General features: G+C 44.1%; 16 protein-coding genes and 2 rRNA genes (1 of these 18 only partly in view). 9 read left to right on the top strand and 9 right to left on the bottom strand.

Going from position 1 to position 16,110, the window contains the following annotated elements:
* Positions 1-13, bottom strand: a 5S ribosomal RNA gene (gene rrf, locus L870_RS0105305); it reaches 104 nt to the left of the window's first position.
* 415 nt (positions 14-428) lie between these two features.
* On the opposite strand from rrf (L870_RS0105305), the gene L870_RS0105300 reads away from it, so the two are divergent.
* Both L870_RS0105300 and L870_RS19220 read left to right on the top strand, forming a co-directional pair.
* Positions 429-2,024: an MBL fold metallo-hydrolase RNA specificity domain-containing protein gene (locus L870_RS0105300; RefSeq protein ID WP_028517261.1), complete on the top strand. Its 1,596-nt coding sequence runs from the start codon at positions 429-431 to the stop codon at positions 2,022-2,024.
* Between the two features lie 473 nt (positions 2,025-2,497).
* The gene (locus L870_RS19220) at positions 2,498-2,758 is read left to right on the top strand and encodes a hypothetical protein (RefSeq protein WP_155250148.1); all 261 of its coding nucleotides are present in this window, start codon (positions 2,498-2,500) and stop codon (positions 2,756-2,758) included.
* 52 nt (positions 2,759-2,810) lie between these two features.
* On the opposite strand, the gene L870_RS0105290 is transcribed toward L870_RS19220, so the two are convergent.
* From L870_RS0105290 to L870_RS0105260, 6 genes are all read right to left on the bottom strand, one after another.
* Entirely contained in the window at positions 2,811-3,971 is a 1,161-nt protein-coding gene (locus L870_RS0105290; RefSeq protein WP_028517259.1) for a phosphoglycerate dehydrogenase, read from the bottom strand.
* 69 nt (positions 3,972-4,040) lie between these two features.
* Positions 4,041-5,126, bottom strand: a complete 1,086-nt coding sequence (gene serC / locus L870_RS0105285; protein WP_028517258.1) for a 3-phosphoserine/phosphohydroxythreonine transaminase — start codon at positions 5,124-5,126, stop codon at positions 4,041-4,043.
* A gap of 266 nt (positions 5,127-5,392) precedes the next feature.
* Positions 5,393-6,142 carry a PP2C family protein-serine/threonine phosphatase gene (locus tag L870_RS0105280; protein WP_028517257.1) on the bottom strand — a complete coding sequence of 250 codons (750 nt, stop codon included), beginning with the start codon at positions 6,140-6,142 and terminating at the stop codon, positions 5,393-5,395.
* A gap of 19 nt (positions 6,143-6,161) precedes the next feature.
* Positions 6,162-6,926: a TatD family hydrolase gene (locus L870_RS0105275; RefSeq protein ID WP_028517256.1), complete on the bottom strand. Its 765-nt coding sequence runs from the start codon at positions 6,924-6,926 to the stop codon at positions 6,162-6,164.
* 1 nt (position 6,927) lies between these two features.
* On the bottom strand, positions 6,928-7,806 hold the full coding sequence (locus L870_RS0105270; RefSeq protein ID WP_028517255.1) for an LCP family glycopolymer transferase: 879 nt from the start codon (positions 7,804-7,806) through the stop codon (positions 6,928-6,930).
* A 331-nt stretch (positions 7,807-8,137) separates the two neighbouring features.
* Complete coding sequence (locus L870_RS0105260) at positions 8,138-8,839, bottom strand: SLOG family protein (protein WP_028517253.1); 702 nt, start codon at positions 8,837-8,839, stop codon at positions 8,138-8,140.
* Between the two features lie 127 nt (positions 8,840-8,966).
* Here L870_RS0105260 and alr point away from each other — a divergent pair, with 127 nt between their 5' ends.
* The 7 genes from alr to L870_RS0105225 all read left to right on the top strand — a co-directional run bounded on the left by alr (position 8,967) and on the right by L870_RS0105225 (position 14,288).
* A complete protein-coding gene (gene alr / locus L870_RS0105255; protein ID WP_028517252.1) occupies positions 8,967-10,103 on the top strand; it encodes an alanine racemase in 1,137 nt (378 codons plus the stop codon).
* A gap of 159 nt (positions 10,104-10,262) precedes the next feature.
* A complete protein-coding gene (locus L870_RS0105250; RefSeq protein WP_028517251.1) occupies positions 10,263-10,700 on the top strand; it encodes a hypothetical protein in 438 nt (145 codons plus the stop codon).
* Positions 10,701-10,721: 21 nt separating this feature from the next.
* Positions 10,722-11,336, top strand: a complete 615-nt coding sequence (locus L870_RS0105245) for a TIGR04100 family radical SAM protein (RefSeq protein ID WP_037271315.1) — start codon at positions 10,722-10,724, stop codon at positions 11,334-11,336.
* 129 nt (positions 11,337-11,465) lie between these two features.
* Positions 11,466-11,591: a hypothetical protein gene (locus L870_RS20020; RefSeq protein ID WP_278244603.1), complete on the top strand. Its 126-nt coding sequence runs from the start codon at positions 11,466-11,468 to the stop codon at positions 11,589-11,591.
* 33 nt (positions 11,592-11,624) lie between these two features.
* The gene (locus tag L870_RS0105235; RefSeq protein ID WP_028517249.1) at positions 11,625-12,692 is read left to right on the top strand and encodes a branched-chain amino acid aminotransferase; all 1,068 of its coding nucleotides are present in this window, start codon (positions 11,625-11,627) and stop codon (positions 12,690-12,692) included.
* A 143-nt stretch (positions 12,693-12,835) separates the two neighbouring features.
* Positions 12,836-13,699, top strand: coding sequence for a dipicolinate synthase subunit DpsA (locus L870_RS0105230; protein ID WP_028517248.1), 864 nt, complete (start codon positions 12,836-12,838; stop codon positions 13,697-13,699).
* Positions 13,692-14,288, top strand: a complete 597-nt coding sequence (locus L870_RS0105225) for a dipicolinate synthase subunit B (RefSeq protein ID WP_028517247.1) — start codon at positions 13,692-13,694, stop codon at positions 14,286-14,288. The genes L870_RS0105230 and L870_RS0105225 overlap by 8 nt, the downstream gene beginning before the upstream one ends.
* 36 nt (positions 14,289-14,324) lie before the next feature.
* On the opposite strand, the gene L870_RS0105220 is transcribed toward L870_RS0105225, so the two are convergent.
* Together L870_RS0105220 and rrf (L870_RS0105215) are read right to left on the bottom strand one after the other, a co-directional pair.
* Positions 14,325-15,887 (bottom strand): DUF6056 family protein, encoded by a 1,563-nt coding sequence (locus tag L870_RS0105220; RefSeq protein ID WP_028517246.1) that lies wholly within the window; start codon positions 15,885-15,887, stop codon positions 14,325-14,327.
* A gap of 105 nt (positions 15,888-15,992) precedes the next feature.
* Positions 15,993-16,109, bottom strand: a 5S ribosomal RNA gene (gene rrf / locus L870_RS0105215).
* Between the last annotated feature and the right edge of the window lies 1 nt (position 16,110).

Genomic DNA, 16,110 nt, shown 5'->3' with positions numbered 1-16,110 from the left:
ATTTTGATTTGACCTGTTAGCCCATTGTAGGGAACGCCGCCCTCGGCGTTCCGTGTAGGGGCGGATATTATCCGCCCGAAATGTAGGGGACGGCGTCCTCGACGTCCCCAAAAGAGCGTATCAAACTGTTAAGGGACGCCCTCTCTTGCAGGACCCCCTAATCGGGTCCGTCCCCTCTGTCGCGCTGCGACATCTCCCCACCCCGTGGGGAGTCACCCTCTTCCGAAAACAATTCAGTGGATTGTTTTCGGAATTCACCCTTGCGGTGCGCCTTCGTATTATTTCGCTGTTCTTTAAAAGCTGGGAACAGCGACCAAAGGCTCTGCCTCTGGACTCTGCCAAAGGAACACACTCCCTTTGGAATCCCGTTCATACACTCGGCAAGTTTTTACGCCTTTAAATTTTGATTTACTAAAGGAGGTTTTTCAATGAAAATGACTTTCATCGGTGCAACTCACGAAGTTACCGGAAGCTGCACTTATATAGAAGCCTGCGGCAAGAAGTTCCTTGTGGACTTCGGTATGCAGCAGGGCGAAGATATATTCGAGAACGTTCAGATACCTGTATCACCGTCAAATATCGACTTCGTTCTCCTCACTCACGCTCATATCGACCACTCGGGTCTGCTGCCTCTGCTCTACTCGGGCGGTTTTCAGGGTGAGATACACGCTACGGAAGCTACTTCCAACCTTTGCAGCGTTATGCTCCGTGACAGTGCCCACATTCAGGAATTTGAAGCAGAATGGCGCAGCCGTAAGGCTGAAAGACGCGGCGACCCCAACTATGAACCGCTCTACACTATGGAGGACGCTCTCGGTGCAATCGAGCTTTTCATACCTCATCAGTACGAGAAGGAAGTCGAGATATGTGATGGTATAAAGGTGCTCTTCCGTGACGCAGGTCATCTACTCGGTTCGTCAAGCATTCTCCTTACTCTTACCGAGGACGGAGTTACCAAAACTATTGCATTTTCGGGAGATATCGGAAATATCCACCAGCCTCTTATACGCGACCCGCAGCATTTTGCCGACGCTGATTACGTCGTAATGGAGTCAACCTACGGCAACCGTGTCCACGACCGCCCTACTGATTATACCACATCTCTGGCAAAGGTACTTCAGGAGACCTTTGACCGCGGAGGAAGCGTTATCATACCGTCCTTTGCAGTCGGCAGAACTCAGGAAATGCTGTATTTCATCAGACATATCAAATCCGAGGGGCTTGTCAAAGGTCACGACGGCTTCCCTGTTTATGTAGACAGTCCTCTTGCCAATGAAGCTACCGATATTTTCGTCGATAACCGCGAAAGCTGCTACGACGAAGAGGCACTTTCATTTGTTCGTCAGGGAATAAACCCTATCGGCTTTGAAAATCTTATCCGCACGGTAACAAGCAACGACTCTATCGCCATAAACAGTGATGAACGCCCGAAGGTAATTATTTCTGCCAGCGGTATGTGTGAGGCAGGTCGTATCAAGCATCACCTAAAGCACAACCTCTGGAAAAAACAGAATACTATCCTCTTTGTCGGCTATCAGGCAAGCAATACTCTCGGTCGAAGCCTTGTGGAAGGTGCAAAGCGCGTCAAGCTCTTCGGTGAGACCGTCAAGGTAGCTGCCCGTATCACTCAGCTCCCCGGTATAAGCGGTCACGCCGATGTAAACGGACTTCTTGAATGGGCTAAAGCTGTTTCGGGTGTACAGAGATTTTTCATCAACCACGGCGAAGCAAGCTCTGCTGAAAGCTTTGCTCAGCGTCTGAGAGATGAGCTGGGTAAAGATGTGTACGTTCCTTACAGCGGTGCTGAATTCGACATCGCCGAAAATGTCATAACCATTGACGCTGAACCTATACCGATCCCGAAGAAGAAAAATTCCGCAAACTTCAGCATTGCTTACAGCGACCTCATTGCTGCTTCCGACAGACTTGCTGCTCTTATCAAGGACTCTGAAGGCAGAACCAACGCCGATATGCGCCAGCTTACAGAAGCAATCCATAAGCTCTGCGACAGCTGGAAGCTGTAATGCGCTGCTGCGAAAAATGCGGCTCCAAAATATACGATAATTCGTCTCTGTGTCCCATATGTCAGAATATGACAGCCATTGAGCGCAGAAAATACAGTATCTCAAGCATCATCATCTTTGCATTTGTTTTCATCATGTCAACATTTCATGCCGGTTTTTACATCTATCGCGGCATGAAAGAGTTCAATCGTCTCATTTCACTCGGTTCAGACTATAAGCCGCCATCGGACTTTATAAATCTGGCACATAATGAACTGCTGCTGAATTATATAACAGTTTTCATTATGTACTGCTTACTACCGTTTTCTTTTCTGCTATTCACATTATTGATATCTTTAAAAAGGTCACATTATCTGCTGCTCATCTTCCCCGTCGCTGGAATAACGGCGGAACTGGCTCAGCTCGCTCAGCAATATCATAATTATATGCACGTGATTAAGGAAAAAAGGTCTTATCTTTACGGTGTCATCGGTATGGATCTTTTCTCAGCACTGCTTATAACTGCCTTTTTCATAGCAATGATACTGTTCATACTCCACGGGCACTCCATATCGCAGAGCAGGTGGCTGATTGTTTTGGGATTTGTATTCGTATTCGGTCGGCTCATGATGAAGCTCTATTTCTACGACGATGAAGAACTTGTCCCGAATTTCAATGAACTAAAGGGATATCTCCTTTTTTCGGCAACTCTGCTGAATGTAAAAAAGCGCTATATCATAAGCAAAAGATTATAAAAAGTATAGCCCCGAGGCATAGCCTCGGGGCTGAACTTTATTCGTTTTTATCTTACTTTATAACTCTTACTCTGATAACACCGTCAACTGCGTTGATCTTGCCCTCAACTGCCGGAGGTACATCACTTGTTACATCGAGCATTGTGTAAGCAAAGTCCTTCTTGCTTGCATTTACCATGTTCTCGATATTGATGCCCTCGTTGCCTACTACTGTTGTGATAGAAGCAATAGTTGTAGGAACATTCTTGTGGATAATGCAAACCTTTGTGCCAACAGCATTCATTGATGCGTTAGGAAGATTTACGCTGTTCTTGATGTTACCGTTCTCGATGTACTCGATAAGCTCTTCTGCTGCCATAATAGCACAGTTGTCCTCGCTCTCAGGTGTAGAAGCACCGAGGTGTGGGAGAACGATAACGTTCTCAACACCGAGAACTACATCATCAGCAAAGTCTGTTACATACTTAGCTACCTTACCGTCTGCAAGTGCCTTAACTACAGCCTCGCTGTTGATAAGCTCACCTCTTGCAAGGTTGATAAGACGAACGCCGTCCTTCATCATTTCGATCTGCTCAGCGTCGATAGTGTTCTTTGTCTGAGGAGTATATGGCATATGTATTGTGATATAATCACTGTTCTTGTAGATATCGTTGATATCTGTAACGATCTTTACAGATGGCTCAAGGTGAAGAGCTGCACCTACTGAAAGGTATGGGTCGAAACCGATGACCTTCATGCCGAGTGACTCAGCTGCGTTTGCGATCTTACCGCCGATAGCGCCGAGACCGATGATACCGAGAGTCTTGCCTGCGATCTCAGGACCTGCAAACTTTGACTTGCCGCTCTCAACTGTCTTTGGAGCGTCAGGTGTTCCCTTCAGTGAAGCTGCCCACTCAGCTGCCTCAACGATCTTTCTTGAAGAAAGAAGAAGTGCACAGATAGCAAGCTCCTTAACAGCGTTTGAGTTAGCACCGGGAGTATTGAATACACAGATACCCTCCTGTGCGCAGCGCTCAACAGGGATATTGTTTACGCCAGCACCTGCACGTGCAATAGCGAGAAGGTTGTCGCCGAACTGCATATCGTGCATCTTTGCTGAACGAACCATTATAGCATCAGGATTTGCGCAGTCATCAGAAATTGCATACTTGCTCTTGTCAAATACGTCTGTTCCTACTTCTGAGATCTTATTTAATGTCTGAATCTTGTACATTTCAGTAAACCTCTTTCTGTTTAATTTTGAAATGCATAATTAAGAATCCGCATTATGCATTATGAATTATTACGAGTTTTCTTCCTCAAACTTCTTCATGAAAGCAACGAGCTTCTCAACGCCCTCGATAGGCATAGCGTTATAGATAGAAGCTCTCATACCGCCAACAGTTCTGTGACCCTTGAGGTTCTCAAAGCCTGCTGCCTTTGACTCAGCTACGAACTTCTTGTCCAGCTCTTCGTTGCCTGTGATGAAAGGTACGTTCATGAGTGAACGATCCTTCTTCTCAACTGTGCCCTTGAACATCTTGCTGCTGTCGAGGAAATCGTAAAGGATCTTAGCCTTCTTCTCGTTATGAGCCTTCATAGCCTCAAGGCCGCCCATCTTCTTGATCCACTTGAATACCTTGCCGCATACATAGATGCCGTAGCATGGAGGTGTATTGTAAAGTGACTCGTTATCAGCCTGTATCTTCCAGTCCATCATTGTAGGTGTGCACTTGAGTGCAGGACCGTCAGCGATAAGATCCTCACGAACGATGATGATCTGTACGCCTGAAGGACCAACGTTCTTCTGAACGCCGCCGTAGATAACGCCGTACTTTGTTACGTCAACAGGCTCTGAGAGGAAGCATGAGCTTACGTCAGCAACCAGCTCGTGACCCTTTGTGTTAGGGAGCTCCCAGAACTTTGTTCCGTAGATAGTATTGTTCTCGCAAATATATACATAGTCGACATCGTCAGGGATATCGAGATCAGAGCAGTCAGGGATATAAGAGAATGTCTTGTCAGCAGATGAAGCAACTCTTACTACGTCGCCGTACTTCTCAGCTTCCTGAGCAGCCTTCTTTGCCCACTGACCTGTGATGATGTAAGCAGCCTTACCCTTCTTCATAAGGTTCATAGGTACGCCTGCAAATACAAGTGAAGCACCGCCCTGTACAAAGATAACCTTGTAGTTGTCAGGGATATTCATAAGATCACGGAGATCCTTTTCTGCTTCCTTGATTATCTCATCATATACCTTTGAACGGTGAGACATTTCCATTACGGACATTCCGCAGCCCTTGTAATCCATCATTTCCTCTGCACATTCCTTGAGCACTTCCTCAGGAAGAACTGCAGGACCGGCACTGAAGTTATAAACTCTGCTCATTGTTAAAACCTCCAAGTTAATATATAAAATAAAAAGCAGTATTCGCCATACAATATAAATTATACTCTTTTCGCTATTATAAGTCAAGACATAATATGGAATTTTTTCCAGTAAATTAATATTCAGCCAAAAATGGTAGGGCAACTTTGCTGCTCATTAACTGCTCGTTAACCCAGTGCAACATTTTTAACGCAGTTTTTCAATGCCAAAGCACTTTATCATCGCAAGTGAAATATAAAAAGAACGGCACAAGCCGTTCCTTATGTTTATTCGTAGTATGCCACTGCGATAATTGATATATTATCCTTGCTGCCGTTCTCAAGAGCCTTTTTCACAAGGAGCTGAAGTCTTGTTTTCAGATTTTTCGGCAGTTCTATTATTTCCTCGATATCAAGTGTGGAGACATAATCCGAAAGTCCGTCGGTACACAGCAGCAAAAGGTCGCCGTACTCCATTCCATCTTCAAGCAATACCGTGTCTATCTGCGGTACTGACTTCTGATTGCCCAAAACAGGGAAAATAATATTGCGGTGAACATGAGTCTTGCGCTCCTCATGAGTTATAGCTCCCTCATCTATGAGAAGCTGCACAAGAGACTGGTCACGGGATATCTGCTTGATGCGTCCGCTGCGGTACCTGTAAAGGCGCGAATCCCCCACATTAAAGGTAAGGATATTGTTGTGCTCATCAACGGCTATACCACACAAGGTCGCCTGCATATTGTGCATCTCGGGGTCTGATCTGCTGTACTCCGCAAGCTTCTGATGTATGCCGAGAAGCTCCTCATCAAGCTTTGTTTCTCCGCGGTAATTTATATCACGAACAAGCTCAAGACACATCTTTGAAGCAAGCTCGCCTGAACGCTCCCCCGACACTCCGTCGGACACAGCGGCAATAAACGGTTCTGATACATTATGCTCGGAAGAACCTGAATCCATAACGCTGTCGTTTATGAGCAGGGCATCTTCGTTATGCGGCATTATGCCCTTGTCTGTAACTCCGCAGCAGTAATACATTCAGTTTCCTCCTTTACTTTTAGTCTATGCCGTACATCTTCATTCCGTTGCGGCAGGTAATATCAATAAGATCCTCTGTGGGAACTCCTTTTATCTCGGCAACCTTTGCAGCCGTATACGCTATCATTGAGCTGTCGCTTCGTCTGCCTCTGAATGGTTCGGGAGCCATATATGGGCAGTCGGTCTCCATGAGAAGTCTGTCCAGCGGAACAGCCTCAAGCGCTTTAAGTGCTTTTTTTGAATTCTTGAACGTAAGGACTCCCGTAAAGCCGATATACATTCCAAGCTTTAGTATCTCCTTTGCTGTTTCAGCAGAACCGCTGAAGCAATGGACTACTCCCCTCGGACGGTATTCTTTGAGTATCTCCACCGTGTCCTCAGTGGCATTGCGGCTGTGGACTATGACAGGCATATCAAGCTCAGCAGCAAGCTCCAGCTGCTCACGGAAAAAGCGTATCTGCTTTTCGCGGTCATAGCCGTCATAGTGATAGTCAAGGCCTATCTCGCCTACAGCCTTTATCTTGGGATTTGAACTGATGATATCCCTGAGAAAATCAAGATAGTCCTCAGGAGTTTCATCAAGGCTTTCGGGGTGAATACCTGCGGCAGCATAAACATAGTCATACTTTTTCGCAAGCTCAGAATTTGCAGCGCAGTCTCTCATATCAGATGCCGCAAGCATTACAAGCTCAACGCCCTTATGAGGAAGTCCGGCAAGCACCTGCTCCCTGTCCTCATCAAAGGCATGATCGGCATAATGAGAGTGAGTATCGAAAATTTTCATATTATTCTGCTGATTTTGTTTCTGCAAACTTCTCTTTGAGGTCTCCGATGAATTTTTCGCTTGGGATAAAGTCATCGCCTGAGATAGTACCGTCAAGTGAGACAGCAGAAGAAATGGATTTGCCGTTTTCAAACATATGCTTTAAAGCTGCCTTGTGATCTTTATAATCGGCAGATGTAACGTCAGACTCTATCATATTGATTATTATGCCAAAGTTGTTGTCCATATTATCAGCAAGGTACTTACCGTCAGTCTGGTTTACCATTGATGAAAGGAAGGTAGCGGCTGTAAACGCTCTCTCGCTCTCTCCGTCCTTGAACATAGTGTATGTTACAAAGGTAAGCGCCTGATCGCTGTTGAGGAGCTGGCTTGAACCGTCATTCTGGAAGCCTGCAATATCAGCATTTACAGGATAAGTAACGTCACCGAAAATATCATAGATCTTCTTTGCTGCGTCAGCATTGAACTTCATATACTTGTCTATTTCAAGGCCGAACACCTTTGTTATAAAGTCCTCGGCAGATGCAGGACCGCCGCTTTCGTAGCAGCCGCCTATGCTCATCTGTTTATCATCAATAAGTGCAATAGTATTTGACGGGATACCTATGAATACTATCTCTTTCTTGAGAGGCATTGAATGCATGAGAACAAATGTCGGAGGGCATCTTTTTTCAGGAACATCAAGCACCAGAAGCATGGTATGGTTATCCTCAGATGTTACCTCATCAATTGCTCGCGGTATGGGTTCGGTGGGCTCTTCCTGCTTTCCAAGCCCGAAATATCGGTAAGCTCCGTATGCGATGCCTCCTACGATTATAAGTCCGATAAAGATTGTTACAAGAAACGGAACAGCTATATGTCCGCTTTTTCCTTTTGCCATTTCAGTGGCTCCTTTCATGTGTTTTTTTCTTTTTTAAATATGCAATTTTTAATATCACAAAGGATATAAACTGATCGTATAAAGTCATGTCCTCAAAATATACATCGGGAAATGAATAAAAAAGTTTTCCAAAAAACAAAGTTAAAAACTTCTTGGCGCAGATACGGTTATCCACAAAGTTTTCCACATTTTCCACATTAATGAATGGCTTGTCCATGTTTAAACACACAATTCAACACTCTGTTGAAAAAGAACAGACATTCATTTTTCAATTTTTATTTGCGGAAAAATTATCTGAATAAACTTGCAAAAAAAGTTTTATGTGATATAATTAATAGGGAAGATCAAAGACATTTTCCATAAATACAAGCTTTCTGCGTATGCTTTCTATATCGGCTCCGCACTCTTCCATGACGGAATATACGTCCTCAAGACCGAAACGCCGTATCTTCAGTCCCTGACGGACTGCATAGTTCAGCGTCTGATACGTTCCCGATTTGAACGAGCCTTCGTTGAAATAGGATATTACCGCAGAAGCATGATCCACCATGAAATAATTCCTTGCACGGTAAAGATCAGGAGATGTGTTCTCTCCTGCACGGCTTTTTCCATATACTACTGTGGGATCTGTATTTGTGGCAAGAAGCATATCCGCTCCTTTTTCCACATCGGCAAGCATCTCTCTGTAGCTGCTGCTGAACCGCTCTGAATGGCGCAGATAAGGCATGACACCGATCAGGCGTATACTGCTGTCGGCGCGTTTTTTATTGAGTATGTACTTTGCCGCCCACAGGTCTGTACCAACTGCAAGTCCGCTGATAAAGCTCCTGTAGCCGTATTCAACAGCCATGTCGATATACCTGAACAGCATGAGCTGTACTGTACGCAGGGTCAGCCTGCTGTAAACAGGATCTTTCATATATGGTATCACACTGCTCTCGCGGTGACCCGTAAAGCAGACAGTGTGCCCAGCGTCTGTCTCAATAGTCTCCGCAGGCATTACTTCGATACCCGAATCAAGTGAGAAAAGCATGGTACACCTCGCTTTCCCGAAAAAATCATACATAGAAATTATAACATATATTATGTATTATTTCAAGGCGTTTTTTAACTTGTAATTAAATTTTAACTTTGACATAAAGAAAGGATTGATAACGGAAATGAAGCCGTATCTCAAAAGAGCATGGGCTGAGATATCTCTCCCCAAGCTCAGAAAAAATGTTGAAATAATAAGGAGCCTCAACTCAGCAGGTACAGAAATAATGGCTGTAGTAAAGGCTGACGCTTACGGTCACGGTGACGAGCACATCGTCCGCTGTCTCGCCGAGCAGTGCGGAATAAAGTATTTCGCCGTTTCAAACCTTGATGAAGCCATTGCTGTAAGGAAATTTGCTCCCGATGCTGATATCCTCATTCTCGGATATACTCCCCCGGAGTACGCTCACGAGATCGCTTCATACAACATTATTCAGGGCGTAGTTTCCACAGAATATGCTCAGGAGCTTGTGAAGAACACTCCTGCTCCCATAAGATGCCATATAAAGATAGATACAGGCATGGGAAGAATAGGTCTCAAGCACGATACTCCCGAAGCCTGCGCTGCCGAGATAGAGGCTATGATGAAGATCGACAAGCTCTCTGTTGAGGGCATATATACTCACTTTGCTGTTGCAGACAGTGATGCTCCCGACAATATCGCTTACACCGACAAGCAGGAGAAGTTCATAACCGATACATACGACGTGCTTGTGAGCCACGGTATAAAGCTCAAACATCTCCACTTTATGAACAGTGCGGCTACCTGCTACAGAAACAGCTCACGCAGTACTCTTTCACGTGCAGGAATCATTCTCTACGGTCTGCACCCGGATGTAAGCCTTGATATCCCTGAAGGACTTGAACCGCTTATGGAGCTCAAAGCTGTTATCTCCCACGTAAAGACTGTAAATGTGGGCGACTGCATAAGCTACGGACGTACCTTTGTAGCTGACCATGAAATGCGTATCGCCACTGTTACTATCGGATACGCTGACGGCTATTCAAGGCTTCTCAGCTCCAAGGGCGAAATGCTCGTACACGGAAAACGCTGTAAAATAGTCGGCAGAGTCTGTATGGATCAGCTTATGATAGATGTTTCAGACGTTCCCGAAGCTAAGTCGGGCGATATCGTGATACTCATAGGCGAAGATAACGGCGACCGCATAACTGCCGATGATCTTGCTCAGATATACGGAACTATCGGCTACGAAGTAGTCTGCGGCATCTCAAAACGTGTACCGCGTATATACATAGAGTGATCAGGTTTTAGTTATTAGTGCTTAGAAGGGACGCCCATTTGGCGTCCGTGTGTAACATTGTTACATTTATAGGGAACGGTAACTCCCTGTATGATCTTATAATTACAAACAATAAACATACAAAAAGGATTATTCGTTATAAAAAAAAGTGATAAAGAATTGATCAAAGAATCCTATGATCACCTTAAAAACTTATGTGATTTTCTTTCCGATGAATATGAGTACAAATTTGAAGCTCCTGCTTCCGAAGAAGAGATCAATAACTGGGAAAAAGAGAACGACGCCGTTATCCCGTCCATGTTGAAAGAATGGCTCCTTTTAACCAAAAACTGCAATATGTCAGACAGATCATGGCAGCTGTTTTTCCCTGAAATTGATGACGCCGAAAACGTTCTTGTCGGAAGCTTTACAGGCGACGGAGAGTACCTGTGCTTTTCAAGGAAAACAGGAGATTTCTTTACAACATTTGATGGCGAAACCGAGGAATATGATTCTTTCGACGATGTACTGACTTATATTTCCGTTGATCTTGAAGATAAAGCCGAGGATATTTTCGGCGAGGACTGGCTTGAAACATTCGAGGACCAGTATGATTAATTATTGAAAAGAGGCTGAATTATGACAAAAGCTATGACCATTTCTTATGAGGTAGGCAATAACCTCTACCTCAACCTTACAAATAAATGTCCATGCAACTGCACATTCTGCATACGAAACCATGCTGACGGTGCATACGGCTCAGACCCGCTCTGGCTGGAGCATGAACCTTCATGGGACGAGATAATCATGGATCTGAGAAAACGCGATCTCAAAAAGTACAGAGAGATTGTTTTCTGCGGATACGGCGAGCCTACAGAGCGTCTTGACATGATACTCGAGACTGCCGCTTATCTCCGCAGCAGAGAAGGATGTCCCAAGCTCAGACTCAACACAAACGGTCTCGGCGACCTTATCCACGGCAGAAGCATTTCAAAAGCACTCTGCTATTCCCTTGATATCATATCTATAAGTCTCAATGCAGGCACCGAGGACGAATACATGAGAGTCACACGCCCGAGATTTGACAACGCTTTCGAGGCTCTTCAGAAATTCACAAAGGACTGCGTAAAGATAGGCAGAGCTGAGATAGTAATGTCAGTAGTTGACGTTATCCCTCCCGAGCAGATAGAAGCTTCAAAGAAGCTTGCTGCCGAGCTGGGAGCAAAGCTCCGCGTCAGAACCTTTGACGATTGATATATTGCATATATTTCAACACTGCTTTTTATGCAGTATTTTTACATTCCGACTATGGAAAAATATGCAATAATATGGTATAATTATTTATTGAAAGATTTCTCTGATCTGAGATAAGGAGTAGTTTTTATGAGCAAAAAAGGTAAAGTAATTATTGCAGCTTCAATTCCTGTATCAGTTCTGGCTTTTACAGCTGTTGCTATTTTTGTCTGCAAGCGAATTTACGAGAAGAATTACTTCTCGGTCACAGATTAAAAGGTCAATATTATTAAAAGAAGGTTGAATAAAATGGAAATCAAATTCACAAAAGCAGCAAGCCTCAAGGCTAAGCCACAGCCAGGCGACAAGCTCGGCTTCGGTCACATCTTCACAGACTATATGCTCGTTATGCCCTATGATGAGGGTCAGGGCTGGCATGATCCCGAAATCAAGCCATATGCTCCTCTCGAGCTTTCACCTGCCGCTATGTGTCTCCACTACGGTCAGGAAGTATTCGAGGGCTTAAAGGCTTACAGAACTGCTGACGGCAAGGTACAGCTTTTCCGTCCTGAGGAAAACTTCAAGAGACTCAATCAGTCCAACGAGAGACTTGTTATCCCTGAGCTTCCTGTTGAGCTTGGCATGAAGTGCCTTACAGAGCTCATCAAGGTCGAAAAGGACTGGGTTCCTTCAAAGGAAGGCGAGTCACTCTATATCAGACCATTCATCATCGCTGTTGACCCATTCCTCGGTGTTAAGCCCGGCGCTCAGTACCTCTTCATAATTATCCTCTCACCTTCGGGAGCTTATTATGAAACAGGTCTTAACCCTGTAAATATTTACGTTGAGAGCAAGTATGTCCGCGCTGTAAGAGGCGGTATGGGCTTTGCTAAGACAGGCGGCAACTACGCTGCTTCTCTTATCGGACAGGACGAGGCCCACAAGCAGAACTACTCACAGGTTCTCTGGCTCGACGGTGTTGAGCAGAAGTACATCGAAGAAGTTGGCGCAATGAACATATTCTTCGTAATCGACGGCAAGGTAGTAACTCCTATGCTTCAGGGCTCTATCCTCCCAGGTATCACAAGAAAGTCCGCTATCGAGGTTTGCAAGTCAAAGGGTATCGAGGTTGAGGAAAGACGCATCACTATCCAGGAGATCGCTGATGCTTACGATGCAGGCAAGCTTGACGAAGTATTCGGTACAGGTACTGCTGCTGTTATCTCACCTGTTGGTCACCTCAAGTGGAACGACAAGGTTATGGAGATCAACGACAACAAGATCGGCAAGATCTCACAGATGCTCTATGATACAATGACAGGTATCCAGTGGGGCAAGATAGAGGATACATTCAACTGGATCCTTCCTATCGACTGATAATAAAAGTATTGTTAAAGGCGTTTCCGCAATGGAAGCGCCTTTTTTATGTATTGATATATTGTCACTCTCCCCTGCTCTTTCATATAATATGATGATTAGAGATAATCATTTCTTTGCCTTACGGCAGATTGGAGAAATATATGAAAAGACCTGAAATACTTATCGCAGGCGGAGATATGCGTCAGCTTTACTGTGCCGCCAGACTTTCACGCGATTTTGAAATAAGCGTTCTCGGCTTTGACCGTGAGCGTATTCCCGACGACCTTGACATTAAAACTGCCGACCGTACAGTAGTCCGCTCATTCGACTGCGCCGTACTGCCTGTGCCACCCCTTAACAGCGAGGGAAACCTCTTTGCACCGTGCAGTTCATCTGTCATATCCATAGCCGCAGTTGATGAGCTGCTTGCTCCCGATGCGGTTATATATGCAGGGAAAGTCGATGACAAGCTCAGAAAAGCCATGTCTGACCATACGATATATGATTACCTGCTGCGCGAGGAAATGAGCCTTAAAAACGCTGTTCCAACAGCAGAGGGCGCTGTTCAGCTCGCCCTTGAAGAGCTGCCCGTAACTCTCAACGGGCTGAAAGTCTTAATCGTTGGAATGGGACGCATAGGAACAGCTCTTGCGGAGATACTGAAAGGCTTCGGTGCGGATATAACAGCGGCTGTACACAACTCCCACGGAACTGCAAAAGCAAGACTTCACGGCATAAAAGCTGTTCCCATAAACCGTCTTGGCGGCAGCTACGGATTAGTATTCAACACAGTACCTAAGCTTATTTTTGACGATGATATGCTCGGCAGATTTGATAGGAATACTCTGTTTATCGACCTTGCCTCAAAACCGGGCGGCATCGACTTTGAAGCTGCGCTCAGCCACGGAATAAAGGCTATATGGGCACTTGGGCTCCCCGGAAAAACTGCTCCCGTGACCTCAGGAGAGATAATTGCAGAAACAGTAAGCGCCATGATAGAGGAAAGGGGTGAAGCCTTTGAGTAAAACCTTAAAGGGATTGAAGATAGGCTACGCCATGACAGGCTCTTTCTGCACTTTTGAGAAAAGCTTTGAACAGGCTGAAATACTTGTTGAGTACGGCGCAGAGCTCATACCTGTAATGTCCGAGCACTCAGCATCTATATCGACGCGGTTCGGCACTTCTCAGGAAAACATCGAAAAGCTGAAAAAAATATCGGGAAAGGATATCATAATGTCAATTGCCGAAGCAGAGCCTATCGGTCCGAAAGACATGACTGATATAATGGTGGTTGCTCCATGCACCTCAAATACCGCCGCAAAGCTTGCCGCGTCTATTACCGATACTGCCGTAACAATGGCTGTAAAATCCCATCTGCGCCGCAGCAAGCCTGTTGTTCTTGCCATAGCTTCCAACGACTCGCTTATGGGCTCCGCAAAAAATCTCGGTAAGCTGTTTAACCGCAAGAATTATTTCTTTGTGCCAATGGTACAGGACGACTGGATAAACAAACCTGCTTCACTTGTTGCGGAATTTTCCATGCTGCCGCAGGCTGTTGAAGCTGCTCTCAAAGGTGTACAGCTCCGACCTATAATATATCATTCAAAACCGTAAAAAAGCCCTCGTATAACAAATACGAGGGCTTCAATATCAATAATCTTCCTTTGACATATTGTAATCTATCATATCAATATACATCGTCTGTTTATCAAATATCTTTTCGTCAATATCATTATTTATGCAGTACAATTCAGTATATGAATAGCGTTTGCCGTCCTTTGTAAGGAAAAGATCATTTTCCGAAAAAAGTGTTATGGGGTCAAAGCAGTTCTTCTGATACGGCAGCTTTATAAGCTGTATCTGCCGCTCGTCAGCTTCAAGCTGCTCATGTATATAATTGATCCTGATGATATCCACTACTTTGTTTGAGATATCCATAAACATATTCATTCCCAGAACAGAGGAAATAAGGATCGCACCGCAGATCACTGAAAAACTCGTTTCAAAGAACTTTACATCATTCATAACAGGGACAGCAAGCTCAAATGTAAACAGACACCAGAATACAAATGACGCAAAGAAACAGCGTCCCGTTATTGCATTGACTACAATAAACGGAGCTGTAACAAATACCGTGCTCAATAAATAAACAACTGTCCTTATTCGCCTTCCGCCCTCAAAAAGAATACATATCATATAAATCAGAGCAGCAATATAGGCAAACGTTAAAGCAGCTTCGATCGCTCTGCTTCGATATGCATTTGAAAGTACAGCCATTTCCTCACCATTAGAAACCACAAAACTGAAAACAGCATAGAAAACTATAATAATAAGGGATAATAAAGCATATTTAGGACGCTTTTCTTTTTTTCCGTACTTTCTCACAAAAAGACATAAAATACAGCTTGCTATAATTATGTGAAGCAGATAATATGGACGCGAAAAATCAGGGATTATTTCCCTGTAAATCTTCATATAAATATCGGAAGGCGAAGAAATAAAGCTTCTGAATGCGAAACTATCGCCCTCATTGGCAATGTGCTTATAATTGCTGTCCGACATCATAACTACTGTACCTGCAACTGTTCCAAGCAAGTAAGTTATATTTGATAAATAAACTTTTTTCTGAGTCACAAAAGAGAATATGATAATGAAAACTCCGAAAATAAGATCATAAGCCGTGATATTCTCAATGCAAAGTTCGCCTAAAAATCCTGTGATCAAAAATAAAAATGGCAGAAATTTGTTTTTATTTAAGGGCTTCTTTTCAAAAAGCGGTAAACAGTGCCGAAAATAAAGGAACAAGAAAACAAGGGAAATGACATAATTTGTAAAGCCCGAGATCCAGTTAAAGATATGGACGAAGAAATATCGAGGCGCAAAAAGGAAAGTGCATCCTGCAAAAACAAATGCCAGCCATTTATGCTTTAAATCGGCTTTCAATAGTTCTCCGAAAAGGTACAAAAAAGCTCCCATGCAAAATGTATAGACAAAAAAGCAAAGGACTGGCGAATTGCAGATAAAATAGGTGATAATATTTGTAAAATAACGACCATTCGGGTTGCAGCTTTTCAGCATCTGCGAGAGAGAATCAATATTATCCCACATAAGATCATCGGAAGTCTTGATAAGACACAAGCAATGTACTATGATAAAAACTGAAAAAATCAATATATATATATATGTGTTCTTTCGTGAAGCAGCTTTATCCATAAGCAGATCATCACCTTTCGGAAATTCAGAAGTCAATAATTAATTTTATCATATAAGAGAAAAGATGTCAAATAAAAAAGGACTACGTGAAGTAGTCCTTTAAAGTGTCGGCACTGATTTAGTTTCCCGGGCCGTCACCAGCCAAGTATCGTCAACGCGAATGAGCTTAACTTCCGTGTTCGGAATGGGAACGGGTGTGACCTCATTGCCATAAGCACCGACT

Source organism: Ruminococcus flavefaciens ATCC 19208 (genome assembly GCF_000518765.1).
Lineage (GTDB): Bacteria > Bacillota > Clostridia > Oscillospirales > Ruminococcaceae > Ruminococcus > Ruminococcus flavefaciens.
The sequence above is the reverse complement of the archived record's forward strand: the minus strand, read 5'-3'. Positions and strand labels throughout refer to the sequence as shown.